Raw genomic sequence first — 25,746 nt, 5'->3', positions numbered from 1 at the left:
GTACTGGAGCGGGAGAAGAGTCTCGAACTCTCGACCTCAACCTTGGCAAGGTTGCGCTCTACCAACTGAGCTACTCCCGCTTCGTTTCGTTTGCTGCAATGTCTCGCAACAGGCAGGCATTATAGAGATGCTGAGCACTGTGTCAAGGATGGCTCTATAGAAATCTTATACCGCGCCGGATTTTTCCTTGATCAGCGGCCAGGCGCGGCGCAGATAGTAGAACATCGACCAGACCGTCAGGACGCCGGCGATCCACAGCAGAATGTCCCCTGCCCTGTGCATGTCGAGCACGGTGAAGATCGGATCGTGGAACAGCAGCATCGGAATCGCGACCATCTGCACCGCGGTCTTGATCTTGCCGAGCGAGTTGACCGCCACCGACTTGCGGGCGCCGATCTCGGCCATCCATTCGCGCAGGGCCGAGATGGTGATTTCGCGCCCGACGATGATGAAGGCGATGATGGCGTTGACGCGGTCCAGCTGGACCAGCACCAGCAGCGCGCCGGCCACCATCAGCTTATCCGCGACCGGGTCGAGGAAGGCGCCGAAGGCCGAGGTCTGGTTCCAGCGCCGCGCCAGGTAGCCGTCGAACCAGTCGGTGATGGCGGCGACGATGAAGACTAGGGTCGCCGCCAGGTTGCGGTCGGCGACCGGCAGCCAGTGGGTGGGCAGGTAGTAGACACCGACGACGAGCGGAATGAGAGCGACGCGTAACCAGGTCAGGAAAATCGGAATGTTAAAAGGCATAGAGCTGATCGGTGAAGATGGCGCCGCTAGTCTACATGGCTCTTGCCTTTTGAACCAGTTCAACTCAGCAGAACAGCCGTCGTTCCCGCGAAAGCGGGAACCCATGCTGAAGGTAACGGAGTCGCAATGCTGGCTAACCGCCTCCGGTTGCTCAGTATGGATTCCCGCTTTCGCGGGAATGACGCGGCATTAGTGCAGCTGCCTGTAGATCTCTTCCGCCAGCGTGCTCGAAATCCCCTCCACCGACATCAGGTCCTCGACGCTGGCATCGATCACGCCACGCAGGCCGCCGAAGCGCGCCAGCAGCTTCTGGCGGCGCTTGGCGCCGATGCCTTCGATCTCCTCCAGGCGCGAGGCGTTGCGGGCCTTGGCGCGCTTGGCGCGCATGCCTGTGATGGCGAAGCGGTGGGCTTCGTCGCGGATCATCGCGACCAGCATCAGCGCCGCCGATTCCTTGCCCAGCTCCTGCGGGTCGCGGCCGTCGGCAAAGATCAGGGTCTCGAGGCCGACCCGGCGCCCCTCCCCTTTGGCCACGCCGACGATGTTGCTGACATCCAGGCCCAGCTCGGAGAACACCTGGCGCGCCATCTCGACCTGGCCCTTGCCGCCGTCGATCAGGGCGATGTCCGGCATCACACCCTCGCCGCCCGCGACCTTCTCGTAGCGCCGCATCAGGACCTGGCGCATGGCGGCGTAATCGTCGCCGGGCGTGATGTCGTTGATGTTGTAGCGCCGGTATTCGCCGTTCTGCATCTGGTGGTGATGGAACACCACGCAGGACGCCTGGGTCGCCTCGCCGGCCGTGTGGCTGATGTCGAAGCACTCGATGCGCAGCTCGTCGAGGTTGTCGGACTCCAGGCCCAGCGCATCGGCCAGCGCGCGCGTGCGGGCCTGCTGCGAGCCCTGTTCGGACAGCAGGCGCGCCAGCGAGATCTCGGCGCCCTTCTGCGCCAGCTCCAGCCACTGGCGGCGCTGCCCCTGCGGCTGGAACACGAGATTGATGCGGTGCCCGCACTGCTCGGTCAGCGCGGCGATCAGCTCCGGCATGTCGAAGAAGGTGTTGAGGATGAAGGTGCCCGGGATGAACTTGTCGCCGTAGTGCTGGGCCAGGAAGGCGGCCAGCACCTCGACTTCGATCGGGCTCTCTTCCAATGCGTCGCCCACATGGCTGGGGAAGTAGGCGCGGTCGCCCAGGTGACGGCCGCCGCGCACCATCGCCAGGTTGACGCAGGCACGGCCGCCCTGCACCACCACGGCGATGATGTCGACGTCGGCGTCGCCGACCGTTTCCATGCTCTGCGCGTGCAGCACTTTCGAGAGCGCCTGGATCTGGTTGCGCACGCTGGCCGCCTGCTCGAACTTCAGGTTCTCGGCGAAGGATAGCATCTTCGAATTCAGGTCTTCCAGCACCTCGGTCTGGCGGCCGCGCAGGAACTTGGCGGCGTTGTCGACGTCGCGCTTGTAATCCTCGGGCGCGATCAGGTCGACGCAGGGGCCGCTGCAGCGGCCGATCTGGTGCAGCAGGCAGGGACGCGTGCGGTTGTGGAAGACGCTGTCCTCGCAGGTGCGCAGCTTGAACACCTTCTGCAGCAGCTGCATCGATTCCTTGACCGCCCAGGCACTCGGGAAGGGGCCGAAGTACTGGTTCTTCTTGTCCAGCGCGCCGCGGTAATAGGCCATGCGCGGGGCGTCGCCGCTCGTGATCTTCAGGTAGGGATAGGACTTGTCGTCCCTGAACAGGATGTTGTAGCGCGGCTTGAGGGTCTTGATCAGGTTGTTTTCCAGGATCAGGGCCTCGGCCTCGCTGTGCGTGACGGTGGTTTCCAGGCGCGCGATCTGCGAGACCATCATCGCGATGCGCGGGCTCGACAGATTCTTCTGGAAGTAGCTCGACACCCGGTTCTTCAGGTTGCGCGCCTTGCCGACGTAGAGAACCTTGTCCTCGGCGTCGAAATAGCGGTACACGCCCGGCAGGCCGGGCAGCTTCGCGACCGTCGCCAGCACCTGTTCGCGGGTCTGCGCACTCGGCTTGCTGCTGACCGCATCCTTGTTGATGGTGGCGTTGAGTTCTTCCTTCATCGCCTGCCAGGCGTCCGGACGGGCGCGCGGCGAGCCTTCGGGTTGGCCCTCGGCCCTGGCGCGGTTCTTGGCCGCGCGGGCGCGCTTGCTGGCTTCCGTCGGCTCGGTGGGATGCACCGGCATCGCCGCGCCGCCGGCGGCCACGTAAGCGGCCGGGGCCTCGTGCACTTCCGGCGCCGTTTCTACAGCAGCATCAGGCGCCGCCGGCAGGTCCGGCTGCTCATTCGATCGAACTTCCTTGGTCACTTGAGTACTATTCCTTGTGCTCCGGCGCCTGGGTCACGATCACGAAGGCGACGCCGTACTCGGCTTCATCGCTGATCGTCACCTGCGCCGAGAGCCGGTTCTCGCGCATGAATTCTTCGAGCGCCCCGCTGCAGACGATGACGGGCTTGCCGCCGGGCGCATTAAGCATCTGGGCCGAACGCCAGGTCATGGGCATGTGCATGCCCAGCCCGATCGCCTTCGAGAACGCCTCCTTGGCCGAAAAGCGCGTGGCCAGGAAGCGCAGCCCGCGCACTTCGTGCTTGGCGCGGCGGGCGTGGTATTTTGCCAGTTCCTGCGGTCCGAGGATCTTCTCGGCGAAGCGCTCGCCGTTGCGCGCGAGGGCGGCCTCGATGCGCGAGATCTGGACGATGTCGGTACCGATCCCGTAGATCATGGCTGCACCTCCGCTCAGGTCTCCGACGACGGATTGCCGAGCGCGACGCCGAGGCGCGCGTCGACCATGATGGCCTTCATCTCGCGCACCGCGTGCTCCCAGCCGACGAACAGCGCGTGTGCGACGATCGCGTGGCCGATGTTCAGCTCGTGGATCTCGGGAATGGCGGCGATCGGCTGTACGTTGGTGTAGTGCAGGCCGTGGCCGGCATTCACGCGCAGGCCGTGCTTGACGCCGGCGCGCACGCCCAGCTTGATGCGGGCCAGTTCGCGCGCGATGGCTTCCTCGTCCTCGGCTTCGGCATAGCGGCCGGTGTGCAGCTCGATGACCGGCGCGCCCACCGCGGCGGCGGCGGCGATCTGGGCTTCGTCCGCGTCGATGAACAGCGAGACGCGGATGCCCTCGCCGGCCAGCTGCTTCACGGCGGCTTCGACGTCCTTGTAGTAGCGGATCACGTCCAGGCCGCCCTCGGTGGTCACCTCTTCGCGGCGCTCGGGCACCAGGCAGACGTCCTGCGGGCGCACCTGGCAGGCGAAATCGACCATTTCCTGGGTCACCGCCGCTTCCAGGTTCATGCGGGTCAACAGCTGCGGGCGCAGCGCCAGCACGTCGGCGTCCTTGATGTGGCGGCGGTCTTCGCGCAGGTGCAGCGTGATGAGATCGGCGCCGGCCTGCTCGGCCAGCAAGGCCGCGCGCAGCGGATCCGGATACACGGTGCCGCGCGCATTGCGCACGGTGGCGACGTGGTCGATGTTCACGCCAAGGTCGATGACCTGGCCGGTCGGGTGCAGGAAGCTCATGTTTTTTATAATTGCATCAAGTCGATAAGGATCTGGCGCGTATTCAGCGGCGCGCCACCCAGGTGGTAAGCCAGCAGGAAGCGCATCAGTTGCTTGCTCTGCGCCTGCGTCTGCGGGTCGCCGTAGTCTTCGTTCTCCATGTCGCTCAGGGTCTTGCCGGAGACCACAGGCCAGGTATCCCCCGCCTGCGCCCGGCGCGTACCGCGCTCCGGGTCGACCACATAAGCGCCGTCCAGCTCGACGCGCGCCCGGGTGCCGGTATCGCGCGTCAGGTCGGTGGCGACCCCGGTCTCCTTAAGTAAGGCCCGTTCGAACTTTCGCAAGACGATCTGCGCAGGTTCATTGTGCGCCAATTCGTTGAGCGTCGCCACGTAATGGTCGAACAGCTTCGGATGCGGGTCGTCGCGCGCCAGCAGCTTGACCAATAGTTCATTCAAGTAGAACCCGCACAGCAGCGCCGTCTTCTCGATCGGCAGCATGCCACCGACCCAGTCGGCGTCGATCAGGGTGCGCAGTTCGGACTTGCCGGAAAACGAAATGGACAGGGGCTGGAAGGTCTGCAGCACCCCGCGCAGCTTCGACAGCGGCCGCTTGGCGCCCTTCGCCACCACGCCGATACGCCCATGGTCGCGCGTAAACATGTCGACGATGAGGCTGGTTTCCTTGTAGGGATAGCTGTGCAGCACGAAGCTGGGCTGGCCGAGCACGCGGGTGTCGCGCGCCGGGGCGCGGCGGCGCTCGGCCTTGGGCGCTTGTGCGGGAGCCGGCGCCGGGACGGGAGCCGCAGCCGGCGTTACGGCATAAGGCGCCGCAGCCTCCTGCGCCTGGTCGGGCCTGTTCTCGTTCTGGTCGTCCTGGCCGGCCATGCGCTGGGAAACCGGCTTACTCGTAGCCGTAGGCGCGCAGGCCGGCTTCGTTGTCGGCCCAGCCGGACTTCACCTTGACCCAGATCTCCAGGTACACGGGGCCGTCGAACAGCTTTTCCATGTCCAGGCGCGACTGGGTCGAGATCTCTTTCAGGCGCGCGCCCTTGTTACCGATGAGCATGGCCTTGTGGGTGTCGCGCTCCACCAGGATGGCGGCGAAGATGCGGCGCAGATTGCCTTCCTGTTCGAACTTCTCGATCAGCACCGTGCTGGTGTAGGGCAGCTCGTCGCCCACCAGGCGGAAGACTTTTTCGCGCACGATCTCGGCGGCCAGGAATTTCTCGCTCCGGTCGGTGATGTCGTCCGCGCCGAAGATCGGCGGGTTTTCCGGCAGGTGGCGCTCGATTTCCTTTTCCAGCGAATCGACCTGGAAGCGCAGTTTGGCCGACACCGGCACGATGGCCGTGAAGTCGCGCAGACCGGCCACTTTCGCGGCGAAGGGCATCAGCTCGGCCTTGTCCTTCATGCGGTCGGATTTGTTGATCACCAGGATCACCGGCACGTTCTTCGGCAGCAGGTCCAGTACCTGCTGGTCGGCCGGGCCGAAGGTGCCCGCCTCGACCAGGAACAGGATCACGTCCGAGGCCGTCAGGGTGTTCGAGACGGTCTTGTTGAGGGTCTTGTTCAGCGCGTTGGCGTGGCGGGTCTGGAAACCGGGCGTGTCGACGTAGATGAACTGGGCGTCGTCGCGGGTCTGGATGCCGGTGATGCGGTGGCGCGTGGTCTGGGCCTTGCGCGAGGTGATCGACACCTTGGCGCCGATCAGCACGTTCATCAGGGTCGACTTGCCCACGTTCGGGCGGCCGACGATGGCGATGTAGCCGCAACGGAAGCCGGCCGGCGTGGCGCCGCTGGCGCCATCGTCCGGGGTGTTGTCGCCGTGGGTGGTCTCGATGTTCATGCTGCGTGATTCCTAAGTGATTCGTTCAATGCGGGCGTTCGCCCTGGCCGCCAGGCTGGTCGGCGCTTTGGTCCGTTGCGATGCCGGCCAGTTTCAGCTGGGCCGAGCGCGGACGGCTCTTGCGTCCGCCGCCGGGGGCCTTCTGCATCGCCTGCTCGGCGACTTCGAGGGCCAGGCGCGCGGCCGCCTGCTCGCCGGCGCGGCGGCTGCCGCCGCGGCCGAAGACCTGGATGCCGAGCTTGGGCACCAGGCATTCGATCTCGAATTCCTGGCTGTGGGCGGCGCCGTGGGTCGCCACCACGTTATAGGTCGGCAGCGAGATTTTTTTGCTCTGCAGGAATTCCTGCAGCAGGGTCTTGGCATCCTTGCCCAGGGTACGCGGGTCGACCGAGTCCAGCAGCGGGATGTAGAAGGCGCGGATCGCGTCGCGCGCACTGTCGAAGCCGCTGTCGAGGAAGATCGCGCCCAGCAGGGCTTCCAGGGTGTCGGCCAGGATCGAGGGACGGCGGAAGCCACCCGATTTCAGTTCGCCCTCGCCCAGGCGCAGGAATTGCGAGAGCTCGAGCTTTTGCGCGATCTCGTACAGCGACTGCTGCTTGACCAGGTTGGCCCGCAGGCGCGACAGGTCGCCTTCGGCCAGGTCCTTGAAGCGCTCGTACAGGACCGAGGCGACCACGCAGTTGAGGATCGAATCTCCAAGGAACTCCAGGCGTTCGTTATGCAGGCTGCTGTGGCTACGGTGGGTCAGCGCCTGCTGGAGCAGGCTGGGGTCCCGGAACGTATAACCGAGGCGAGTTTGCAATAACTGAAGATTCATTGTCATTTCATGTGACCGGGCTGCCTGCCCGGCTTGTTACTTGGCGCTTGGTTCGGCCTTGGCAGCCACCTCGCCGCTTGGATCGGTGGTGCCGGCAAAATCGAACAGCAGGCTGACGTTGCCGGCCAGCGGGATCCGCTTCTCGTAGGCGAAGCTGACTTCGGGCTGGCCATTGTCGCGGGTGATTACCAGGTCCTTGGGCGAGACGGCCGTAATGTTGTTGATCTCCGCATTCCGGGCGAAGGCCTGCTGGATCTCGTGGGTGCCGTTGCCGGCGGCCTTGGCCGCGACGATGGCATTCTTGATCGAGCGGTATTCGGCCCAGGCCGGAAACACCTTCATCGCCAGCACCGCCAGGAAGCCCAGCACCACCAGCACCACGATCAGGCCGGACAGCGAAAAGCCGGCCTCCCTACCCATCTTTACTTGTCGCATCTGCGCTCCCGATATCAGTGGATACCGCCGATGCGCTTCAGGTTGCCGAAGTTCATCCAAACAAACACAGCCTTGCCGACGATGTTCTGGTCCGGCACGAAGCCCCAGTAGCGGCTGTCTGCGCTGTTGTCGCGGTTATCGCCCATCATGAAATAATTGCCTTCCGGTACGATACAGGTAAATTTATCGTAGGAATAGGTGCAATTTTCGTGATGCGGGAAGTCCTGATCGACCGCAGCCAGGTTGATCGTGCGCTGCCCTTCCATGTTCAGGATACGGTGCGGTGCATTCGCCAGCTTCTCCATGAACTGCTTGTGGTACACAGGGCGCTCGTCGTCGAGGTAGTCATCCATGGGTTCGTACTGGACCGGCACCCCGTTCACGGTCAGGCGCTTGTTCTCGTAGGTGATTTTATCACCGGGGACGCCAATGACGCGCTTGATGTAATCCTGGCTCATGTCCTTCGGGTACTTGAACACCATGACGTCGCCGCGCTGCGGGTTGCCGACGTCGACGATCTTCTTGTTGATCACCGGCAGGCGGATACCGTAGTCGAACTTGTTCACCAGGATCAGGTCGCCCACCAGCAGGGTCGGCACCATCGACGAGGACGGGATCTTGAAGGGTTCGAACAGGAAGGAACGCAGGAAGAAGACCAGCGCGATGACCGGGAAGAAGCTGCCCGAATACTCGACCCAGGTCGGCTGGCGCAGGATAGCGGCTTCCAGCGCCGCGCGGTTGCCGTTGTCGACCTTGATGCCGTCCGCGGTCAGCTTCGAGCGGTGGGCGTCGTACTCGGCCAGCGCGGCGTCGGCTTTCGCCCGGCGCTGCTTGGACAGCACGAATACATCGAGGAACCAGATGACGCCCGTGACCAGCATGGCCACGAACAGGATCAGCGCAAAGTTGCCGAGGATCGGTTGCAGATTCATCGCTTGTTATTCTTCCCGTTTTCTTATTTGTCTTCGACCTGGAGGATCGCCAGGAAGGCCTCCTGCGGAATCTCCACCGAGCCGACCTGCTTCATGCGCTTCTTGCCGGCCTTCTGCTTCTCCAGCAGCTTCTTCTTACGCGAGACGTCGCCGCCGTAGCACTTGGCCAGCACGTTCTTGCGCAGCGCCTTGACGTTCTCGCGCGAGATGATGGTCGCGCCGATCGCGGCCTGGATCGCCACGTCGAACATCTGGCGCGGAATCAGTTCGCGCATCTTGGCCGCCACCTGGCGTCCGCGGTAAGGCGCGTTGGCGCGGTGGACGATGATCGCCAGCGCGTCGACCTTCTCGCTGTTGATCAGCATGTCGACCTTCACCACGTCGGCGGCGCGGTTTTCCTTGAACTCGTAGTCCATCGAGGCATAGCCGCGCGAGGTCGACTTCAGGCGGTCGAAGAAGTCCAGCACGATTTCCGCCATCGGGATCTCGTAGTGCAGCTTGACCTGGCGGCCGTGGTAGGCCATGTCCATCTGGATGCCGCGCTTGCCGTTACACAGGGTCATGACCGAACCCACGTACTCCTGCGGCATGTAGAGGTTGACGTCGACGATAGGCTCGCGCACTTCGTTGATCTTGGACGGTTCCGGCATCTTCGACGGATTGTCGACGCGGATGATGGTCCCGTCGCGCATCTCGACCTCGTACACCACGGTCGGCGCCGTCGTGATCAGGTCCATGTCGAATTCGCGCTCCAGGCGCTCCTGCACGATTTCCATGTGCAGCAGGCCGAGGAAGCCGCAACGGAAGCCGAAGCCCAGCGCCTGCGAGACTTCCGGCTCGTACATCAGGGCGGCGTCGTTCAGCTTCAGCTTTTCCAGCGAGTCGCGCAGCGCGTCGTACTGGTTGGCCTCGACCGGGAACAGGCCGGCGAACACCTGCGGCTGGACTTCCTTGAAGCCCGGCAGCGGGCTCGGGGCCGGCTTGGCCGCGTGGGTCACGGTGTCGCCCACCTTGGCGGCGGTCAGTTCCTTGATGCCGGCGATGATGAAGCCCACCTGGCCGGCCGACAGTTCCGGCAGCGAGACCGAGCGCGGCGTGAAGATGCCGATGTTCTCGACCAGGTTCACCGACTCGGTCGCCATCAGCAGGATCTTTTCCTTCGGGCGCAGGGTACCGTTGACCACGCGCACCAGCATGACGACGCCCACATAGGGGTCGTACCAGGAGTCGACGATCAGGGCCTGCAGCGGCGCGTCCGGGTCGCCTTGCGGCGGCGGGACCTTGGCGATCAGGGTCTCGAGCACGTCTTCCACGCCCAGGCCGGTCTTGGCCGAGCAGACGGTGGCGTCGGAGGCGTCGATGCCGATCACGTCCTCGATCTCTTTCTTCGCGTTTTCGGGGTCGGCGTGCGGCAGGTCGATCTTGTTCAGGATCGGCACCACTTCCACGCCCAGATCGAGCGCGGTGTAGCAGTTGGCCACGGTCTGGGCTTCCACGCCCTGCGAGGCGTCGACCACCAGCAGTGCGCCTTCGCAGGCGGACAGCGAGCGCGAGACTTCGTAGGAGAAGTCGACGTGGCCGGGGGTGTCGATCAGGTTCAGGTTGTAGGTCTGGCCGTCGCGCGCCTTGTATTGCAGCGCCGCGGTCTGGGCCTTGATGGTGATGCCGCGCTCGCGCTCCAGGTCCATCGAGTCGAGCACCTGCGCGTCCATCTCACGGTCCGACAGGCCGCCGCACAGCTGAATGATGCGGTCTGCCAGCGTCGATTTGCCGTGGTCGATGTGGGCGATGATGGAAAAGTTACGTATGTTTTTCATTAACAAAACTCAGAACCAAAAAGCGCGGCAGACAGAGCGGCCGGCAATACGAAAAAAGCGCTGCGACGGGCAATACCGCTCCCAGGCGCGCGCTTAGATCAAGCGGAAGAATCCAAACCGTGCATTTTACCGGATTTCGGGTCAGAAAGCCCGGATTGCCTGCCATCAAGTATTTATGAAGGCGGCCGATAAGCATGCAAGACCTGTAAGTTCACCATTCGAGCCGCCGACCATGATTATCGCCCCTGACCCGCAGTACTGGAAAGCGCGCCAGCGCCTGCCCGTCCACGAGCGCATCCTGGCGCTGCCGCCCGAAGCCTGCGAACTCGTGCACAAGGTAAACCTCGTCTCCGGCCTCGATGCGGTGCCGGTGCCGGCCGTGCCGACCCCGGCGCTGCGCCAGGAACTGGGCGAGGCCATCGGCGGCATGCCGGCCGCCGTGCTGGAGCTGATCGATCCGCTGCTGCTGGGCGTCTGCCTGGGCCACGGCCTGGGCTCCTCGGGCATCACGGACATCGTCGCCGACGCCGAGGGCCGCATCCTGGGCTGCGTGGTGCTGCTGGATATTGGCATGCTGGCGCAGCACGGCGCGAACTCCTGGGCGAGCTGGAAGGAGAACCTTCCCTTCCTGCCCGGGGGCGACTATACGCTGTCGGCGACGATTGCCGCGCCCGCACGCGACACCCGCGCCGGCGCCATGCAATATCTGCTGCTGCATGAATTCGGCCATGTGCTGACGGCCGGCTATTCCTTCCTGCCGGCCTGGTGGGCGCCGGCGCCGGAGCAGCCCTATGCCTGGCTGGACCTGAGCTGGCGCATCCATGACGGCCGTTTCCTGCCGCATCCCGAATCCGATTTCGAGCTGCGCGGCGCGGTGGATTTCTACGGCAACCGCAAGCTCGGCGGCGACGCCCTGGTCACCGCCTGCGCCGGCCTCGAGCGCAGCGATTTCGCCAGCCTGTACGGCGCGACCAATCCCTACGACGATTTTGCCGAATGCTTCGCGAGCTATGTGCACCGCGAGCTGCTGGGCCAGCCGCTGTTGCTGGACGTGCTGGTGGGCGGACAAACGGTGGCGCGGCTGGAGGGTTTCTGGGAGAGTCCGCGCAGCCTGGTGAAGCGGCGCGTCATGGAGTGCATGCTGGGCGTGGAAGAAAGCGCCCCGGCGGTGCTTGCCGCCTGAGAGCACCCAACAAAAGCTCCATGGCGGCGTTGCAGCGTCTCGCCGTACTAGCGTACTGTCTTCGACGCTGCGCCTTGCCCTGAAGTTTTTGTTGGGCGCTCTACGTCCGTTCAGGCCGGCTGCGCCAGCCCCAGGTGGCGCCGCAGCGCGCCTTCATCGAGGAAGTAGTGGCACAGTTCGGGACCATTGAGGTCGTCGCCGAACAGCACCGGCACCAGCTCGTCGAAACGCGCGACAAGGCTGGCGTCCGGGCTGGCATCGATATCGATCACGTCGACACTGAAGGGCAGCCCTTCGTGCGCCATGAAAGCCTGCAGCGCCGCCAGCATGTCCTCGCACAGGTGGCACCAGCTGCGCGAGTACAGGGTGAAGCGGATCGTCTGGCTCATTGGCGCGGTTTGATCACGACATAGCGCGTGACGTTCTCGCGCCGCACCAGCAGGGCCACCGGCTTCTTCGGATCGCGCTTGGCCACCAGCCCGTTGAACTGGGCCGCGCTGTTGACCTCGGTATTATCGATCTGCAGGATCAGGTCGCCGGCCTGGATGCCGGCGCCGGCGGCGCGGCCATCGGCGAAGTCGACCTGCACGCCGGATTCGACCTTCAGCTCGCGCTTCTCGGCCGCCGTCAGGTCGGACACCTGCAGGCCCAGCGCATTGGTGCTCTGCTCCGGCGCCTTTTTCTTGGGCTGGGCTTTCGCGGCGGCCGCCTGCTCGTCCTGTAGCTCGACGATGGTGACCGGCAGGTCCAGCTGCTGGCCGCGGCGCCAGACGCTGACCGTGGCGCGGCTGCCGACGGCGGTGCCGCCCACCTGGCGCGGCAGGTCCGAGCTCTTCTCGATGTCCTTGCCGTTGAATTTCAGGATGATGTCGCCGACCTTGACACCGGCCTTTTCCGCCGGTCCGCCCGGCTCGACCATGGCGACCTCGGCGCCGCGTGCGCGGCCCAGGCCCAGCGATTCGGCGACGTCGCGCGTCACTTCGCTGATCTGCACGCCCAGGCGCCCGCGCGTGACCTTGCCGGTCTTCTTGATCTGATCCGCGACCCGCATCACCTCGTCGATCGGCACGGCAAAGGAGATGCCGTTGTAGGCGCCGGACAGGGTCGCGATCTGCGAATTGATGCCGATGACTTCGCCACGCATATTGATCAGCGGGCCGCCCGAGTTACCGGGGTTCACCGCCACGTCGCTCTGGATCAGCGGCAGGTACTCGCCGGTATCGCGCGCCTTGGCCGAGATGATGCCGGCCGTGACGGTGTTTTCCAGGTTGAACGGCGAGCCGATCGCGATCACCCATTCGCCCACGCGGATCTTGTTCGAATCGCCGATCCGCAGCGAGGGCAGGTTGCGCGCCTCGACCTTCAGCAGGGCGACGTCGCTGCGGGTATCCGCACCCAGCACCTTGGCCTTGAATTCGCGGCGGTCGGTGAGCGTGACGGTGACCTCGTCCGCGCCTTCGACCACGTGCGCATTGGTCATGATGTAGCCGTCGTCGGAGATGACGAAGCCGGAGCCGACACCCCGCTGGACCTGCTCTTCCTGCGGCTGCTGCGGGACGCCGCGGCCGCCACGTCCGCCGCGCGGCGGCATCTGGCCGCCGAAGAAGCGGCGCAGGAATTCCTGCATCTCCTCGTCCGCCCCGCCCTGCCCCAGCTTCACGCGCTCGGTGGTGCGGATGTTGACGACGGCCGGGCCGACCTTGTCGACCAGGTCGGTAAAATCGGGCAAGCCCATGACGGGCGCAGTGACGACGGGGGCCGCGGCAGCGGCGGCGGCGGCGGGCGCGGCCTGGGCCGCGGAGGAGAACATCAGGCTGGCGCCCGCAAACATGAGGGCCGACAGGATCGAGCTTCCGGTTTTGCTTGTCATGGGATCGATGGGTGTTCAGGCTTGAATTAATGTAATGGTAAGCCAAAATACCAACGTTGTCGCCACGGTATGGGCCCGGCGGAAAGCGAAGCCCGTTGCAGCCCGAAACGGGAGCCGCCCGGGCCCTGCGCGGCCTGGCTCAGCGCGGCCCGGCGATGGCCGGACTGGGCGCAGGCTCGGCAGCCCCGGCCGCGCGCTTGGTCGGCATGGGCTCGTCCGCCAGCCTGGCGGCCAGCCGCGCAGCGAAGTCCGGCGACAGCTCGGCGGTGGCTTCGGCGCGCAGGACGTCGCCGATATGGTGGAAAGCGTCCCAGGCGCCCTGGCCGTCCGGGCCGTCCAGCGCGGCCATGGCCAGCTCCAGGTCGGCATCGGGGATCTCGCCATCCATCAGGAGCGAGATGTATTCGCGGTTTTTTTTGTTCGTGTCCATCTTGGTTCCGTTACGTCGGTGCAAAGATCCTCAATTAAATCTGGTCGTCAGCTACCGACGTTTGTCAGCCGGAATATCGAGCAAGGGCCTCAATTTCTCGGCAATCACTTCGCGCGCCCGGAATATCCTGCTGCGCACCGTACCGATTGGACACGCCATCACCTCGGAGATTTCCTCGTAGCTTAAGCCTTCAATTTCGCGCAGGACGATCGCGGTCCGCAATTCCAGCGGCAGCGCTTCCATTGCGGCATTTACCGTGAACGCGATCTGCTTGCTCGCCAAGACGGACTCTGGCGTATTAATATCCCGCAAGCTGTCTGCGTCGTCAAATCCTTCCGCGCGTTCTGCATCGGTTTCCGTCGAGGTCGGCGCGCGCCGGCCTTGCGTGACGAGAAAATTCTTCGCCGTGTTAATGCCGATCCTGTACAGCCAGGTATAGAACGCGGAATCGCCGCGGAAATGGCGCAGTGCGCGAAATGCCTTGATAAAGGTTTCCTGCACCACGTCTTCCGCCTCGGCCGGGTCGTGCACGAGCCGCGACACCAGCCGCATCAGCCGGCGCTGGTATTTCGACACCAGCAGGTCGAACGCCCGGCGATCGCCAGCCTGGACGCGCTCTACCAGCAGTTGATCACACTCGCGCTCGGTTGTCACTGAACGTCCTTGTTGCTTAAGAGTTAGCCCGGTGCAACTAAAGTTTACGGCCGATCGCCAGTACTGCGACCGCCAGCGCCCGCCATGCTCCCGCCTCGACGCTGTCGCGCCATACCGGCAGCACCAGCACGCGGGCGGCCGGTTCGTCCGGACTCAGCCGCAGCAGCATCAGCGGCGGCCAGACGACGGAGCCCGGCAACAGGGTCACGGCGGCCGCGCTTTCCGCAACGGCCGGCGCCCCGGCCACGCTTCGTTTGCGCAGCCCTTGTTGTACCGTTAGGACCACCTCGCCGGTTCCAGAAATATCAATCCGGTGCGTCTTTGCCCTGCCCGATGCGGCATGCATCAGCACGGCGCCGGCAGAGGCCAGGACGAGGGCCTGCAACAGGCTGTTGTGGAAGCGTGCGGATGCGAATACGCCCACCGCGAACGCGGCGGCGAACAGGGACAAGCCGGCGCCGGCGAGCAGGCATCGATGGATGCGCGACGGCCCGACGATGGCGGATATCGCTATCGACATGGGCGATCATGGAGAGGGGAAAGGGGAAAAACAAAACGCCCACCTCCTTAGACAGAGATGGGCGTTTTTGGTTCAGGCTCGAGAGAGTCTGTCAGATCTTTGCGAAGACCAGGGTCCCGTTGGTGCCGCCGAAACCGAAGGAGTTCTTCACCGCGTAATCGATCTTCATGTCCCGCGCGGTGTTGGCGCAGAAGTCCAGGTCGCATTCCGGATCCTGGTTGAAGATGTTGATCGTCGGCGGCGATACCTGGTTGTGGATCGCCAGCACGGTGAACACGGACTCGAGGCCGCCGGCGCCGCCCAGCAGGTGGCCGGTCATCGACTTGGTCGAGTTGACCACCAGTTTGCCTGCGTGGTCGCCGAAGGTGCGCTTGATGCCCTTCACTTCAGCGACGTCGCCGACCGGGGTCGAGGTGCCGTGCGCGTTCACGTAGTTCACCTGGTCCGGATTGATGCCGGCGTACTGCATTGCCGACACCATGCAGCGCGAGGCGCCACTGCCGTCTTCCAGCGGAGCGGTGATGTGATTCGCATCCGCGCTCATGCCGAAGCCGACGACTTCCGCATAGATCTTGGCGCCGCGCGCCTTGGCGTGTTCGTACTCTTCGAGCACCATCACGCCGGCACCCTCGCCCAGCACGAAGCCGTCGCGGTCGCGGTCCCAGGGACGCGAAGCGGTGGCCGGATCGTCGTTGCGGGCCGACAGCGCGCGTGCCGAGGCGAAGCCGCCCAGGCCCAGCGGCGAGACGGTCGACTCGGCGCCGCCGGCGATCATCACGTCGGCATCGCCGTACTCGATCAGGCGCGCTGCCGCGCCGATGCAATGCAGGCCGGTGGTGCAGGCGGTGACGATGGCCATGTTCGGGCCGCGCAGGCCGAACTTGATCGACAGGTCGCCCGAGATCATGTTGATGATCGAGGCCGGGACGAAGAACGGCGAGATGCGGCGCGGGCCGCGGCTGTCGTACTCTGCCTTGGTCGCTTCGATCATCGGCAGACCGCCGATGCCCGAACCCACCATCACGCCGATGCGGTCGGCGTTCTGCTCGGTGACTTCGAGTGCCGAATCCTGCAACGCCTGGATACCCGCAGCCATGCCGAAATGGATGAAGGTATCCATGTGGCGGCCTTCCTTGCCGGGCAGGTAGTCCTCGACGTTGAAGTTCTTCACTTCGCCCGCGAAGCGGGTCGAAAATTGCGAGGCGTCGAAACGGGTGATATTGGCAATGCCCGATTTACCCGCCAGGGCGCTTTCCCACGCTTCGGCAATGGTGTTACCGATCGGGGAAATGCAACCCAGGCCAGTTACGACGACACGACGGTTGCGTGAACTCAAGCGTTTCTCCTGAATTACTTAAAGCTTAGGCCTTGACGTGCGCTTGTGCGTACTCGATGGCTTGACGAACGGTGGTGATCTTCTCGGCCTGCTCGTCCGGGATTTCCATTTCGAATTCGTCTTCCAGTGCCATCACCAGTTCAACGGTGTCCAGGGAATCAGCGCCGAGATCGTCAACGAACGAGGAATCGATTTTGATGTCTGCTTCCGCAACGCCCAGTTGCTCAGCGACGATTTTTTTAACGCGTTGTTCGATATCCGACATGTTATGGCTCCATTAGGTATGTGTTGCGGAAAGTGCGCGCATTTTATCAGGGTTTGCGCGTTGAAAAACTATTTTCAGCGTTTGACGCTAATTCTGCTGAAACTACTGCTAAAAGCTGAGATCTGGTTTAATTCATGTACATGCCGCCATTCACGTGCAGCGTCGTGCCCGTGATGTAGGCGGCCTGCGGACCGGCCAGGAAGGCTACCGCGTGAGCGATATCTTCCGGCTTGCCCAAGCGGCCCAGCGGAATCTGGCCCAGCAGCGCTTCGTGCTGGGCGTCGCCCAGGGCCTTGGTCATGTCGGTATCGATGAAGCCCGGCGCCACGCTGTTGACGGTGATGTTGCGGCTGCCGATCTCGCGCGCCAGCGCACGGCCCATGCCTTCGACGCCGGCCTTGGCGGCCGCGTAGTTCATCTGGCCCGGGTTGCCGCTCGAGGCCACCACCGAGGTGATGTTGATGATACGCCCCTGCTTCGCCTTCATCATCCCGCGCAGCACGGCGCGCGACAGGCGGCCGACGGCGGTCAGGTTGGTGGCGATGACGCTGTCCCACTCCTCGTCCTTCATGCGCATTGCCAGCTGATCCTGGGTGATGCCGGCATTGTTGACCAGGATGCCGATGCTGCCGACGTCCTTGGTGATGCCGTCGATGGTGGCCGCGCACTGGGCGGCGTCGGTGACGTTCAGCACCATGCCCTTGCCGCCGAATTCGGCCAGGTAGGCGGTGATGGCTTCGGCGCCGGCGTCGGTGGTGGCGGTGCCGACCACGGTTGCGCCCTGGCGGGCCAGTTCGAGTGCGATGGCCTTGCCGATGCCGCGCGATGCGCCGGTGACGAGGGCGACTTGGTTTTGCAGGTTCATGCTAATCCTTGGCGTTGATTGTTCTTATATTACTGACCCTGGAACGAAGCCAGCACCCGCTCCAGCGATTCCTGGTCGACCAGGGCTTCGCCGGCCAGTACCGGGTCGATGCGCTTGGCCATGCCGATCAGGGTCTTGCTGGGCGCGCATTCGATCACCTGGGTGACGCCATCCGCGGCCATTTTCTGCATGGTCTCGACCCAGCGCACCGCGCCGGCGGCCTGGCGCACCAGCGCGTCCTTGATCGCGGCAGGATCGTGCAGGATAGCGACGTCGACGTTATTGATCAAGTCGATCTGCGGGGCGTGGAAAGTCAGGCCGGCCATGTACTCGCGCAGGCGGTCCGAGGCGGGCTTCAGCAGCGAGGAGTGGAAAGGCGCCGATACCGCCAGCTTCATGGCGCGCTTGGCGCCCTTGGCCTTGGCGATGTCGCAGGCGCGCTCGACCGCGGCGGTATGGCCGGCGATCACGATCTGGGTCGGCTCGTTGAAGTTGACGGCTTCGACGACCTCGCCCTGGGCGGCTTCAAGGCAGACTTCGCGCACGGCATCGGCCTGCAGGCCGAGGATGACGGCCATGCCGCCCTGCCCGACCGGCACCGCGTCCTGCATGGACTGGGCGCGGAAGCGCACCAGCGGCACCGCGTCCTTGAAGTCGATCACACCGGCAGCGACCAGGGCCGAGTATTCACCCAGGCTGTGGCCGGCGACGACGGCAGGCTTCGGCCCGCCGGCGGCGATCCAGGCGCGGTACACGGCCACGGCCGCGGTCAGCATCACGGGCTGCGTGTTGGTGGTCAGGTCCAGGTCTTCCTTCGGGCCTTCGGTGATCAGCTTGCCGAGGTCCTGGCCCAGCGCGTCGGAGGCTTCGGCGACCGTCTCGGCCACGACCGGATTGCCGGCAAAGCCGTTCAGCATGCCGACGGCCTGGGCGCCCTGACCCGTAAACAGGAATGCGAATTTGCTCATGAGAGTTCTCCTCTTTTTTTATATAGTGCGCGGCTTACATGCGCGCTAAAACAGCGCCCCAGGTAAAGCCGCCGCCCACGCCTTCCATCAGGATGTTCTGGCCGGACTTGATGCGGCCGTCGCGCACCGCCTGGTCGAGCGCCAGCGGGATCGATGCGGCCGAGGTATTGCCATGTTCGTTGACGGTCACCACCATTTTCTCGACCGGGAGGCCGAGCTTCTTCGCGGTGCCGTTCATGATGCGCAGGTTGGCCTGGTGCGGGATCAGCCAGTCGATATCGGAGGCCGGCATCTTTGCATGCTCGAGGGCTTCGTAGGCGACCTTTTCCAGCACCGTCACGGCCAGCTTGAACACCGCCTGGCCATCCATGTACAGGAATTTCTGGCCGGAGATGGCGGCATTGGTCGGGTTGGTCGGGCCGCACAGGATGTCGCCATGGCTGCCGTCGGCATGCAGCTTCACCGCCAGCACGCCCGGCTCGCTCGAGGCAGTCATCACCACGGCGCCGGCGCCGTCGCCGAACAGCACGCAGGTGCTGCGGTCGTTGAAGTCGAGGATGCGCGAGAACACTTCGGTGCCGATCACCAGCACGTTCTTCGCATTGCCGGCCTTGATGAAGGCGTCGGCGGTCGACAGGGCGTAGACGAAGCCGCTGCAGACGGCCGCCACGTCGAAGGCGGCGCCGTTGTTGCGGATTCCCAGCTTGTTCTGCACGATGCAGGCCGTGCTCGGGAAGTTGCCGTAGAAATCGGGGGTCGAGGTGGCGACGACGATCAGGTCGATCTGTTCGGCCGACAGGCCGGTCGCTTCCAGCGCCTTGTTGGCCGCCTTGACGGCCAGGTCGGAGGCGCTCTCGTCGGCTGCCGCGTAGTGGCGGGCCTGGATGCCGCTGCGGGTCACGATCCACTCGTCCGAGGTCTCGATGCCCTTGGCCGCCAGCTGGGCCGCCAGGTCGCTGTTGGTTACGCGCTGGGCCGGCAGGTAGCTGCCGGTGCCGATGATTTTGCTGTACACAGTCATTAACTTAGCCCTGCTGAATGGTTGAGCCTGGCGCTTGCGGGTCAGGTGTGCGGGGCATCAGCTCGGTAATCATGGCCGACAGCTGTTCCTGCACATTGTATTCTGCCGCATTATAGGCGCGTTTAATTGCCCACTCGAAAGCGAATGCATTCGCACCGCCGTGGCTCTTGAACACCAGGCCTTTCAGGCCCAGCAGGCCGGCGCCGTTATAGCTTTCCGGATTCAGCTTTTTCAGCGATTTGCGGGCCAGCAGCGCACCCAGCTTGGACATCGTGGTTTCCATCAAGGTGGCCTTGAACAGGCGCGACAGGCCCTCGACCGCCTTCAGGGTCACGTTGCCGACAAAGCCGTCGCAGACGACCACGTCGACCGTGCCCTTGAAGATGTCGTTGCCCTCGACGTTGCCGTGGAAATTCAGCACGCCGCGCTCGTGATCGGCGCGCAGCAGGGGCGCAGTCGCTTTCACGACTTCATTGCCCTTGATTTCCTCGGTGCCCACGTTGAGCAGGCCGATGCTGGGGCGGCGCCCTTCCATCGCCTCGAACAACACGGCGCCCATGATGGCGAACTGGTGCAGGTGATGCGGTTCGCAGTCGACGTTCGCGCCCAGGTCCAGCATGTAGGTCGGCTGCCCCTTCACGTTCGGCAGGATCGAGCAGATCGCCGGACGGTCGACGTCGGCCATGGTCTTCAGGACATAGCGCGAAATCGCCATCAGGGCGCCGGTATTGCCGGCCGAGACGCAGACGTTGGCGCTGCCCTCCTTGACCAGCTCGATCGCCACGCGCATCGACGAATCCTTCTTGCGGCGCAGGGCCACCTCGATCGGATCGTCCATCGCCACGACTTCGCCGGCGTGCTTGACGGTCAGGCGCGGGTGATTGTCCGCGTGATGTTTCTTGAGTTCGGCGCGCACCTGCTCCTCCAATCCGACGAGGATCAGCTGGGCTTGTGGCCGTTGCTTGAGGAAGGCGAGCGCGCCAGGAATGGTAACTGAGGGGCCGTGATCGCCGCCCATGCAGTCAATGGAGATTGTAATTGTCATTTTTCGGAATGAACCGCGCTGCCTCAGGAATGGGCGGCGGCGTGTCCTTGCTCAGCGGGACGCCGGCCGGACTTGGCGGAATCGAAAACGACGGCATACACGGACGTGCAACCGGTATCAATATCGCAAAAGAGAAAGCGGCGCCACGCACTGTACATACGTTGCACCGCTTTCATCGAACAAAACAGCAAGACGGCGATTACTCGTCGTTCTTGGTCTTGATCACTTTGCGACCACGGTAGAAACCGTTCGGGCTGATGTGGTGACGCAGGTGGGTTTCACCGGTGGTCGGCTCGACGGCCAGGTTCGGTGCAACCAGGAAATCGTGCGAACGGTGCATGCCGCGCTTCGACGGGGACTTCTTATTCTGCTGAACTGCCATGATGACTCCTAAACATAAGTTCTAAAATTCTAACACAATCGACTTGCAATACCATGCTTATCGAGTATCCCAGCGGCAATTACTTCATTGCCGACATGTTTTAACGCTGCCTTACTGCTCACTGCCACTGTCATACTCGACTGCTGCACGCGTTTGACACGTTTTTTGAGCACGATGGGACCCGCTTGCGGTGCCCATCGTGCGACATCCTGTTAATTCCACTATTTTATTCTGATTTGAGGCTCTTCAGTGCCGCGAACGGCGATACCTTTTCGGACTTGATGGAGTCCATCAGCTTGGTATCGGGGCACACCTCATGCTTCGGTGCCTGCGGCATGGCCAGCAGGGCTTCATCTTCCAGCAACTGCATGATGTCGCAGCTCTGGCTGCCGACGATCACGTCGATGGTTTCATCGTCGAGGATTTCCTCGATCTCGTCCGCATCTTCGTCGTTCTTTCCCAGCACCAGCATGGTCGACGAGTCGATCTCGTAGCCGAAAGGCGCCAGGCAACGCTGGCAGACCAACTGCACGGTACCGGAGACGGACAACGTCATCGACGGGTAACCCTGCTTGGTCTGGCCGCCCTGGATCGCCCAGGCGATCTGGCCGGACGGGTCGGCGCACTCGGCCGCCAGGCGGGTCATTTCCGCCACCGGCGTGACGCCTTCCTTATAGCCGTTGTTCCGACAAAATTCAAAGGCGTCGATGACAAAAGCGCTCATTTGGAAAAGCTTCCCCGGAAAACCTGCGATAATAACAGGCTTCTTCCCGCTCAGTCAAAGAATCCGTGCATTTTGGTGGCGACATGCCCACGTCGGCACCCCGACCATCAGATTAGCTTGCCGGGAAGGCCTATCTATCTGTTTTGCTTATGAATATTGGACTGGCCGACATGATACCAAGTTCCGCCGCAGCCGGCACTTCCTTGCGCCTGATTCTGGCATCGAGTTCCGCCTACCGGCGCGAATTGCTGTCCCGGCTTGGCCTGCCCTTCGAGGCGATCGCACCCGATATCGACGAAACGCCGCTGCCGGGCGAAGCGCCCGAGCAGACCGCCCTGCGCCTGGCGCGCGAAAAGGCGGCCGCCATCTCCGAAAAACATCCGGGCGCGCTGGTGATCGGCTCCGACCAGGTCGCCACGCTGGACGGCGAACAGATCGGCAAGCCCGGCGACCATGCGAATGCCCTGGCCCAGCTGCAGAAGATGCGCGGGCGCCGCGTGGCCTTCCATACGGCGCTGTGCCTGTGGGACGGCCGCGACGGCAGCTGCCAGGTCGAGAACGTGCAGACCTTCGTGTCTTTCCGCGACCTGCCCGACCATGAACTCGACGCCTACCTGCGCATCGAGCAACCCTACGACTGCGCCGGCAGCGCCAAGAACGAAGGTCTCGGCATCGCCATCCTGGAACGCATCGACAGTACCGACCCCACCGCCCTCACCGGCCTGCCGCTGATCGCCCTGACCGGCATGCTACGCCGCGCGGGCCTCCGCTTTTTCGAATTATAAGATCTTTATGCCAGGCACTCTCTACCTCGTTCCGAACACCCTCGGTCCGCTTGAAGCGGCGCCGCACGCCCTCTCCCACATCCTGCCCGAGCAGGTGCAGGACATCGCCTCGAAGCTGGAATACTTCGTCGCCGAAAACGCCAAGACGGCGCGCGCCTTTTTGAAACTGGTCGCCATCGACCATCCGCTGGCACGTCCGCTGCAGGAAATCAAGATCTCGGAACTGAACGTGAACACGCCGCCGGCGGCCTTGTCCGCCCTGCTGGCGCCGCTGCTCGAAGGCATTGATGCCGGCCTGGTGTCGGAAGCCGGGGTGCCGGCGGTGGCCGATCCGGGCGCCGACCTGGTGCGCCTGGCCCACCAGCATGGCATTCCCGTGCGCCCGCTGGTCGGCCCTTCCTCGCTGCTGCTGGCCGTGATGGCGAGCGGCCTGAACGGCCAGAGCTTCGCCTTCAATGGCTACCTGCCGACCGACCCTGCGCAACGCACCAAGCGCATCCAGCAGCTGGAACAGCGCTCGCGCGCCGAGAAGCAAACCCAGCTGCTGATCGAGACGCCCTACCGCAATGCCGCCATGCTGGAAGCCCTGGTCAGCGCCTGCCAGCCCGGCACCCTGGTATGCGTGGCGACGGACCTGTCGCTGCCGACCGAATCGGTGCGCACCTTGAGCGCCGCCAAGTGGAAGGCCGCGCTGGCGGCCAATAAAGGGCCGGACTTCCACAAGAAGCCGACCGTGTTCCTGCTGCTGGGGCAGTAAGAATCAGTGCACGTGGGCGCCCAGGCCGCGCACCCAGTCGAAGGCCGCGAGCTCGATCTCGCGGATCTGCTTGACGCTCAAGCCCAGCTTGTCGAGCGCGCGCGCCAGGCTGCGCCCGCCCTGCTTGCCTTCCAGCTCCTCGGCCACGCTCAGCATGGCGCCGTAGTCGCCGGCGCGGTCCAGCAGCGCGGCCTTCACGTCCTGCGAAACGTCGACACGGTCGAGAATGGCCGCCATCGGGATCGCCAGCAGCGCATCGGTCAGCGACATCATGCCGATCGTGAAGGCGGTGTCGGCGCTGGCGACGTCGCCCGGACGCAGGGCCTGGCTCATCAGCTCCAGCAGGCGGCCGCGCGTGGTGGCCATCTGCAGCAGCGGCGAATTCAGCTCGACCCGGCCGTCCGGGGTGGTGTACAGCAGGATCTGCAGCCAGCGCTGCAGCTGGCTGCGCCCCAGCTGGACCAGGGCCTGGGACACCGATTCGATGTGGCGGTCGGGCCCGGCGGCGCGGCTGTTCACCAGGCGCAGCAGGTTCAGGCTCAGCAAGGCGTCGCGCTTGACGGCGGCCTCGATGGCGGCGCTGTCGGCGTTCGAGCCGATCAGCTCGAGCAGGCGCAGCACCACCAGTTCGGAGGGCGAGATCTTCTTGCCCGACAAGATGGCCGGACGCGCGAAATAATATCCCTGGAAATATTCGAAACCGAGCTCAAGGCAAAGGCGGAATTCCTCCACCGTCTCGACCTTTTCTGCCAGCAGTTTCTGGCGCGAGCCGCGCAGGCTGGTGGCCAAGCGCGTCAGCTCATCCACGCTGACGCCCTTGAGGTCGATCTTGATCACGTCCACGAGGTCAATCAGCTTGCGAACCTGCTCGGAATGGCCTATAACATCGTCGAGGGCGAACTTGAAGCCGAGCTCCTTCAGCTCCCGCACCCGGGCCATCACGGCCTCGGTCGGCAGCACGGTTTCCAGGATCTCGAGGATCACCCGGTCCGGCGGCAGGAAACGGACAAAATCGCTCATCAACACGACTTCGTCGACATTGACGAAGGCGAGCTGCTCACCCACCACCTGCTCCATGCCCAGCTGCGAAGCGTGGGCAATGACGGTGGCGGTTGCGGCGGCGTAGTCGGTCAGTTGCGCGTCCTCGTGCTCGGGGGCGGCGCGAAACAGCAGCTCGAACGCCACCAGCTTCTGGTCGCGCCCGAGTATGGGCTGGCGCGCCAGAAAAAATTCGTCGGACGGCATGGACGTGACTGCCGTTGCATCCGCGTGCATCGTAAAAACTCCTGACATTCAATTTCGGCAGGCAAATGCGAGCCGGGGCGAGGCATGGCCTGGCACCACTTCGACTATACTACAGACTCGAAGTCTTTACATTTCGACATCGTATCAAATCGTTACGATGCGGCGTCAGGACCACGTTCGGGGTGATTCAGCCGCGGCCGGGCGCCTTGCGCTTGGGGCCGCGCGCGGGGCCGGTCGCCTGTTTTGCCTGTTTTGCCTGGTCGGCGTAGCGGAAGGCGGGAGTACGCTTCTTTTCCGGCGCCGCGGACGGCTGGGCCGCTCCCTCGCCCTCGGCAGTACGCTTGCGCGGACCGTCGCCGAAGGGCTGGCCCGGCAGGCGCAGGCTGCCGGCGCCGGACAGCGGGCTGGCGCGGCGGGCGTTGCCGACCGGCTTGCGCGGACCCGTGTCGAGGACGCGCGCATTGGCCGTCCCCGTCACCTGGGTGCCCTTTTCGATGCGGAAGGTGGCGCCGCTGTCCTGTCCCAGCACCTGCACCAGGTAGGGCATGGTTTCGCGCAGCGTCGCTTCCAGCGTGTAGGGCGGATTCAGGATGAACATGCCGCTGCTGTGCATGCCGGTGCCGTCCGGACCCGGCGTGGCGACCGTCAGCGTGACGTGCAGCCATTCCTTGGCCGGCAGGCGCTTCAGGCGGTCGGCGAACTGGCGCGACTCCATGCGCTGCAGCACCGGATACCAGACCGCGTAGATGCCCGACGGGAAACGGTCGAGGGCCTCGTCCAGCGCATCGCGCACGTGCTTGTAATCCAGCTTCACCTCGTACGGCGGGTCGATCAGCACCAGCGCGCGGCGCGACGGCGGCGGCAGCAGGGCCTTCAGTCCCTGGAAACCGTCGGCGTGGTCGATCAGGATGCGCCGTCCGCGTGAACGCTCGCCCTGCTCCGCCTTGTGCGCCTCCAGCTTGCGGAAATTTTCCGCCAGCAGCCTGGTGTCGGCCGGATGCAGCTCGAACAGGCGCAGGCGGTCCTCGGGACGCGCCACCTGTTCGGCAACATAGGGCGAACCCGGGTAATAACGCAGGCGGCCGGAAGGATTCATGCCGCGCACCAGGTTGACGTAATCCGCCAGCGCCGCCGGCAGATCGTCGCGTTCCCACAGGCGTGCGATGCCGTCCAGGTACTCGCCGCTCTTCACCGCCTGCGCGCTGTCGAGCGCGTACACGCCGGCACCGGAATGGGTGTCGATATAGGTGTAGGCCACGTCCTTCTGGTTCATGTACTGGTGCAACTGCACCTGCACGAAGTGCTTCAGGACATCGGCGTGGTTACCCGCGTGATAAGCGTGGCGGTAGCTGAACATGGTGATTCCAGGGATGAGGCAAGAAAGGCGCCATTATCGCCCAGATGCGCGCCATTCCCCAAAAATTAAAAAGCCCGCACACCTTGCGATGTGCGGGCTGAAACCCGGCCAGCCAGAGAACCGGCCGGGAGCGCAAAACTGAGACGATTAGTGCTGGTAGGCGCCGATGTCGAAACCGGTGGTGGCATTACGCGGCTTACCGTCCAGGTCGGTGGCGTAGGCGT

General features: G+C 64.2%; 28 protein-coding genes and 1 tRNA gene. 3 read left to right on the top strand and 26 right to left on the bottom strand.

What is annotated here, in order from left to right; translation table 11 throughout:
• Positions 1–4: 4 nt before the first annotated feature.
• The 11 genes from AC07PE_RS08415 to lepA form a co-directional block, all read right to left on the bottom strand.
• Positions 5–80, bottom strand: a tRNA-Gly gene (locus AC07PE_RS08415).
• A gap of 85 nt (positions 81–165) precedes the next feature.
• On the bottom strand, positions 166–747 hold the full coding sequence (pgsA, locus tag AC07PE_RS08410; protein ID WP_498763115.1) for a CDP-diacylglycerol--glycerol-3-phosphate 3-phosphatidyltransferase: 582 nt from the start codon (positions 745–747) through the stop codon (positions 166–168).
• A 189-nt stretch (positions 748–936) separates the two neighbouring features.
• Positions 937–2,826 (bottom strand): excinuclease ABC subunit UvrC, encoded by a 1,890-nt coding sequence (uvrC, locus tag AC07PE_RS08405; RefSeq protein ID WP_498764739.1) that lies wholly within the window; start codon positions 2,824–2,826, stop codon positions 937–939.
• 253 nt (positions 2,827–3,079) lie between these two features.
• The gene (acpS, locus tag AC07PE_RS08400; protein WP_498763113.1) at positions 3,080–3,487 is read right to left on the bottom strand and encodes a holo-ACP synthase; all 408 of its coding nucleotides are present in this window, start codon (positions 3,485–3,487) and stop codon (positions 3,080–3,082) included.
• Between the two features lie 14 nt (positions 3,488–3,501).
• Positions 3,502–4,287: a pyridoxine 5'-phosphate synthase gene (gene pdxJ / locus AC07PE_RS08395; protein ID WP_498763111.1), complete on the bottom strand. Its 786-nt coding sequence runs from the start codon at positions 4,285–4,287 to the stop codon at positions 3,502–3,504.
• Between the two features lie 5 nt (positions 4,288–4,292).
• Entirely contained in the window at positions 4,293–5,153 is an 861-nt protein-coding gene (gene recO / locus AC07PE_RS08390) for a DNA repair protein RecO (protein WP_498763109.1), read from the bottom strand.
• Between the two features lie 16 nt (positions 5,154–5,169).
• Positions 5,170–6,114 carry a GTPase Era gene (era, locus tag AC07PE_RS08385; protein WP_498763107.1) on the bottom strand — a complete coding sequence of 315 codons (945 nt, stop codon included), beginning with the start codon at positions 6,112–6,114 and terminating at the stop codon, positions 5,170–5,172.
• A gap of 25 nt (positions 6,115–6,139) precedes the next feature.
• Positions 6,140–6,916 (bottom strand): ribonuclease III, encoded by a 777-nt coding sequence (gene rnc / locus AC07PE_RS08380; protein WP_498763105.1) that lies wholly within the window; start codon positions 6,914–6,916, stop codon positions 6,140–6,142.
• 51 nt (positions 6,917–6,967) lie between these two features.
• Positions 6,968–7,366 (bottom strand): DUF4845 domain-containing protein, encoded by a 399-nt coding sequence (locus tag AC07PE_RS08375; protein ID WP_498763102.1) that lies wholly within the window; start codon positions 7,364–7,366, stop codon positions 6,968–6,970.
• 14 nt (positions 7,367–7,380) lie between these two features.
• Positions 7,381–8,298 carry a signal peptidase I gene (gene lepB / locus AC07PE_RS08370; protein ID WP_498763099.1) on the bottom strand — a complete coding sequence of 306 codons (918 nt, stop codon included), beginning with the start codon at positions 8,296–8,298 and terminating at the stop codon, positions 7,381–7,383.
• Positions 8,299–8,321: 23 nt separating this feature from the next.
• Entirely contained in the window at positions 8,322–10,115 is a 1,794-nt protein-coding gene (gene lepA, locus AC07PE_RS08365) for a translation elongation factor 4 (RefSeq protein WP_498763095.1), read from the bottom strand.
• A 232-nt stretch (positions 10,116–10,347) separates the two neighbouring features.
• Here lepA and AC07PE_RS08360 point away from each other — a divergent pair, with 232 nt between their 5' ends.
• Positions 10,348–11,298, top strand: coding sequence for a hypothetical protein (locus tag AC07PE_RS08360; protein WP_498763093.1), 951 nt, complete (start codon positions 10,348–10,350; stop codon positions 11,296–11,298).
• Positions 11,299–11,408: 110 nt separating this feature from the next.
• On the opposite strand, the gene AC07PE_RS08355 is transcribed toward AC07PE_RS08360, so the two are convergent.
• The 13 genes from AC07PE_RS08355 to AC07PE_RS08295 form a co-directional block, all read right to left on the bottom strand.
• Positions 11,409–11,687, bottom strand: a complete 279-nt coding sequence (locus AC07PE_RS08355; RefSeq protein ID WP_498763091.1) for a glutaredoxin family protein — start codon at positions 11,685–11,687, stop codon at positions 11,409–11,411.
• Positions 11,684–13,168 carry a DegQ family serine endoprotease gene (locus AC07PE_RS08350; protein ID WP_498763087.1) on the bottom strand — a complete coding sequence of 495 codons (1,485 nt, stop codon included), beginning with the start codon at positions 13,166–13,168 and terminating at the stop codon, positions 11,684–11,686. The genes AC07PE_RS08355 and AC07PE_RS08350 overlap by 4 nt, the downstream gene beginning before the upstream one ends.
• A gap of 139 nt (positions 13,169–13,307) precedes the next feature.
• Complete coding sequence (locus tag AC07PE_RS08345; protein WP_498763085.1) at positions 13,308–13,598, bottom strand: sigma-E factor negative regulatory protein; 291 nt, start codon at positions 13,596–13,598, stop codon at positions 13,308–13,310.
• A 51-nt stretch (positions 13,599–13,649) separates the two neighbouring features.
• The gene (rpoE, locus tag AC07PE_RS08340; RefSeq protein WP_498763083.1) at positions 13,650–14,252 is read right to left on the bottom strand and encodes an RNA polymerase sigma factor RpoE; all 603 of its coding nucleotides are present in this window, start codon (positions 14,250–14,252) and stop codon (positions 13,650–13,652) included.
• A gap of 37 nt (positions 14,253–14,289) precedes the next feature.
• Positions 14,290–14,772, bottom strand: a complete 483-nt coding sequence (locus tag AC07PE_RS08335; protein ID WP_498763081.1) for a hypothetical protein — start codon at positions 14,770–14,772, stop codon at positions 14,290–14,292.
• 91 nt (positions 14,773–14,863) lie between these two features.
• Positions 14,864–16,108: a beta-ketoacyl-ACP synthase II gene (gene fabF, locus AC07PE_RS08330; protein ID WP_498763079.1), complete on the bottom strand. Its 1,245-nt coding sequence runs from the start codon at positions 16,106–16,108 to the stop codon at positions 14,864–14,866.
• 25 nt (positions 16,109–16,133) lie between these two features.
• Complete coding sequence (acpP, locus tag AC07PE_RS08325; RefSeq protein WP_036168404.1) at positions 16,134–16,373, bottom strand: acyl carrier protein; 240 nt, start codon at positions 16,371–16,373, stop codon at positions 16,134–16,136.
• A 127-nt stretch (positions 16,374–16,500) separates the two neighbouring features.
• Positions 16,501–17,238, bottom strand: coding sequence for a 3-oxoacyl-ACP reductase FabG (fabG, locus tag AC07PE_RS08320; protein ID WP_498763076.1), 738 nt, complete (start codon positions 17,236–17,238; stop codon positions 16,501–16,503).
• 29 nt (positions 17,239–17,267) lie between these two features.
• A complete protein-coding gene (gene fabD / locus AC07PE_RS08315) occupies positions 17,268–18,206 on the bottom strand; it encodes an ACP S-malonyltransferase (protein ID WP_498763072.1) in 939 nt (312 codons plus the stop codon).
• Positions 18,207–18,240: 34 nt separating this feature from the next.
• Positions 18,241–19,227 (bottom strand): beta-ketoacyl-ACP synthase III, encoded by a 987-nt coding sequence (locus AC07PE_RS08310; RefSeq protein WP_498763070.1) that lies wholly within the window; start codon positions 19,225–19,227, stop codon positions 18,241–18,243.
• Positions 19,228–19,231: 4 nt separating this feature from the next.
• Positions 19,232–20,272 carry a phosphate acyltransferase PlsX gene (gene plsX / locus AC07PE_RS08305; RefSeq protein ID WP_498763068.1) on the bottom strand — a complete coding sequence of 347 codons (1,041 nt, stop codon included), beginning with the start codon at positions 20,270–20,272 and terminating at the stop codon, positions 19,232–19,234.
• A gap of 199 nt (positions 20,273–20,471) precedes the next feature.
• Positions 20,472–20,654, bottom strand: coding sequence for a 50S ribosomal protein L32 (rpmF, locus tag AC07PE_RS08300; protein WP_036168414.1), 183 nt, complete (start codon positions 20,652–20,654; stop codon positions 20,472–20,474).
• A 226-nt stretch (positions 20,655–20,880) separates the two neighbouring features.
• On the bottom strand, positions 20,881–21,378 hold the full coding sequence (locus AC07PE_RS08295) for a YceD family protein (protein ID WP_498763065.1): 498 nt from the start codon (positions 21,376–21,378) through the stop codon (positions 20,881–20,883).
• Positions 21,379–21,548: 170 nt separating this feature from the next.
• Here AC07PE_RS08295 and AC07PE_RS08290 point away from each other — a divergent pair, with 170 nt between their 5' ends.
• Both AC07PE_RS08290 and AC07PE_RS08285 read left to right on the top strand, forming a co-directional pair.
• A complete protein-coding gene (locus AC07PE_RS08290) occupies positions 21,549–22,163 on the top strand; it encodes a Maf-like protein (protein ID WP_498763063.1) in 615 nt (204 codons plus the stop codon).
• 7 nt (positions 22,164–22,170) lie between these two features.
• Complete coding sequence (locus AC07PE_RS08285; RefSeq protein WP_498763061.1) at positions 22,171–22,920, top strand: SAM-dependent methyltransferase; 750 nt, start codon at positions 22,171–22,173, stop codon at positions 22,918–22,920.
• Between the two features lie 3 nt (positions 22,921–22,923).
• Here the strand turns inward: AC07PE_RS08285 and AC07PE_RS08280 are convergent, their stop codons facing one another.
• The gene (locus AC07PE_RS08280) at positions 22,924–24,195 is read right to left on the bottom strand and encodes an EAL and HDOD domain-containing protein (protein WP_498763058.1); all 1,272 of its coding nucleotides are present in this window, start codon (positions 24,193–24,195) and stop codon (positions 22,924–22,926) included.
• Positions 24,196–24,352: 157 nt separating this feature from the next.
• Positions 24,353–25,522 carry a 23S rRNA (adenine(2030)-N(6))-methyltransferase RlmJ gene (locus AC07PE_RS08275; protein WP_498763056.1) on the bottom strand — a complete coding sequence of 390 codons (1,170 nt, stop codon included), beginning with the start codon at positions 25,520–25,522 and terminating at the stop codon, positions 24,353–24,355.
• Positions 25,523–25,746 lie beyond the last annotated feature (224 nt).

Source organism: Telluria sp. GW821-FHT07G12 (assembly GCF_059418525.1).
This window is presented reverse-complemented; position numbering and strand designations above follow the sequence as displayed.

Coding starts and splice junctions, on each gene's coding strand:
- AC07PE_RS08350 (WP_498763087.1), bottom strand. CDS start 13,168: ATGACAAGCAAAACCGGAAGCTCGATCCTGTCGGCCCTCATGTTTGCG.
- AC07PE_RS08335 (WP_498763081.1), bottom strand. CDS start 14,772: ATGTCGATAGCGATATCCGCCATCGTCGGGCCGTCGCGCATCCATCGA.
- pgsA (WP_498763115.1), bottom strand. CDS start 747: ATGCCTTTTAACATTCCGATTTTCCTGACCTGGTTACGCGTCGCTCTC.
- AC07PE_RS08355 (WP_498763091.1), bottom strand. CDS start 11,687: ATGAGCCAGACGATCCGCTTCACCCTGTACTCGCGCAGCTGGTGCCAC.
- AC07PE_RS08360 (WP_498763093.1), top strand. CDS start 10,348: ATGATTATCGCCCCTGACCCGCAGTACTGGAAAGCGCGCCAGCGCCTG.
- fabD (WP_498763072.1), bottom strand. CDS start 18,206: ATGAGCAAATTCGCATTCCTGTTTACGGGTCAGGGCGCCCAGGCCGTC.
- lepB (WP_498763099.1), bottom strand. CDS start 8,298: ATGAATCTGCAACCGATCCTCGGCAACTTTGCGCTGATCCTGTTCGTG.
- fabG (WP_498763076.1), bottom strand. CDS start 17,238: ATGAACCTGCAAAACCAAGTCGCCCTCGTCACCGGCGCATCGCGCGGC.
- AC07PE_RS08275 (WP_498763056.1), bottom strand. CDS start 25,522: ATGTTCAGCTACCGCCACGCTTATCACGCGGGTAACCACGCCGATGTC.
- AC07PE_RS08375 (WP_498763102.1), bottom strand. CDS start 7,366: ATGCGACAAGTAAAGATGGGTAGGGAGGCCGGCTTTTCGCTGTCCGGC.
- lepA (WP_498763095.1), bottom strand. CDS start 10,115: ATGAAAAACATACGTAACTTTTCCATCATCGCCCACATCGACCACGGC.
- acpP (WP_036168404.1), bottom strand. CDS start 16,373: ATGTCGGATATCGAACAACGCGTTAAAAAAATCGTCGCTGAGCAACTG.
- acpS (WP_498763113.1), bottom strand. CDS start 3,487: ATGATCTACGGGATCGGTACCGACATCGTCCAGATCTCGCGCATCGAG.
- plsX (WP_498763068.1), bottom strand. CDS start 20,272: ATGACAATTACAATCTCCATTGACTGCATGGGCGGCGATCACGGCCCC.
- pdxJ (WP_498763111.1), bottom strand. CDS start 4,287: ATGAGCTTCCTGCACCCGACCGGCCAGGTCATCGACCTTGGCGTGAAC.
- AC07PE_RS08295 (WP_498763065.1), bottom strand. CDS start 21,378: ATGAGCGCTTTTGTCATCGACGCCTTTGAATTTTGTCGGAACAACGGC.
- uvrC (WP_498764739.1), bottom strand. CDS start 2,826: ATGAAGGAAGAACTCAACGCCACCATCAACAAGGATGCGGTCAGCAGC.
- AC07PE_RS08290 (WP_498763063.1), top strand. CDS start 21,549: ATGATACCAAGTTCCGCCGCAGCCGGCACTTCCTTGCGCCTGATTCTG.
- AC07PE_RS08280 (WP_498763058.1), bottom strand. CDS start 24,195: ATGCACGCGGATGCAACGGCAGTCACGTCCATGCCGTCCGACGAATTT.
- era (WP_498763107.1), bottom strand. CDS start 6,114: ATGAACATCGAGACCACCCACGGCGACAACACCCCGGACGATGGCGCC.
- AC07PE_RS08345 (WP_498763085.1), bottom strand. CDS start 13,598: ATGGACACGAACAAAAAAAACCGCGAATACATCTCGCTCCTGATGGAT.
- AC07PE_RS08285 (WP_498763061.1), top strand. CDS start 22,171: ATGCCAGGCACTCTCTACCTCGTTCCGAACACCCTCGGTCCGCTTGAA.
- AC07PE_RS08310 (WP_498763070.1), bottom strand. CDS start 19,227: ATGACTGTGTACAGCAAAATCATCGGCACCGGCAGCTACCTGCCGGCC.
- recO (WP_498763109.1), bottom strand. CDS start 5,153: ATGGCCGGCCAGGACGACCAGAACGAGAACAGGCCCGACCAGGCGCAG.
- rpmF (WP_036168414.1), bottom strand. CDS start 20,654: ATGGCAGTTCAGCAGAATAAGAAGTCCCCGTCGAAGCGCGGCATGCAC.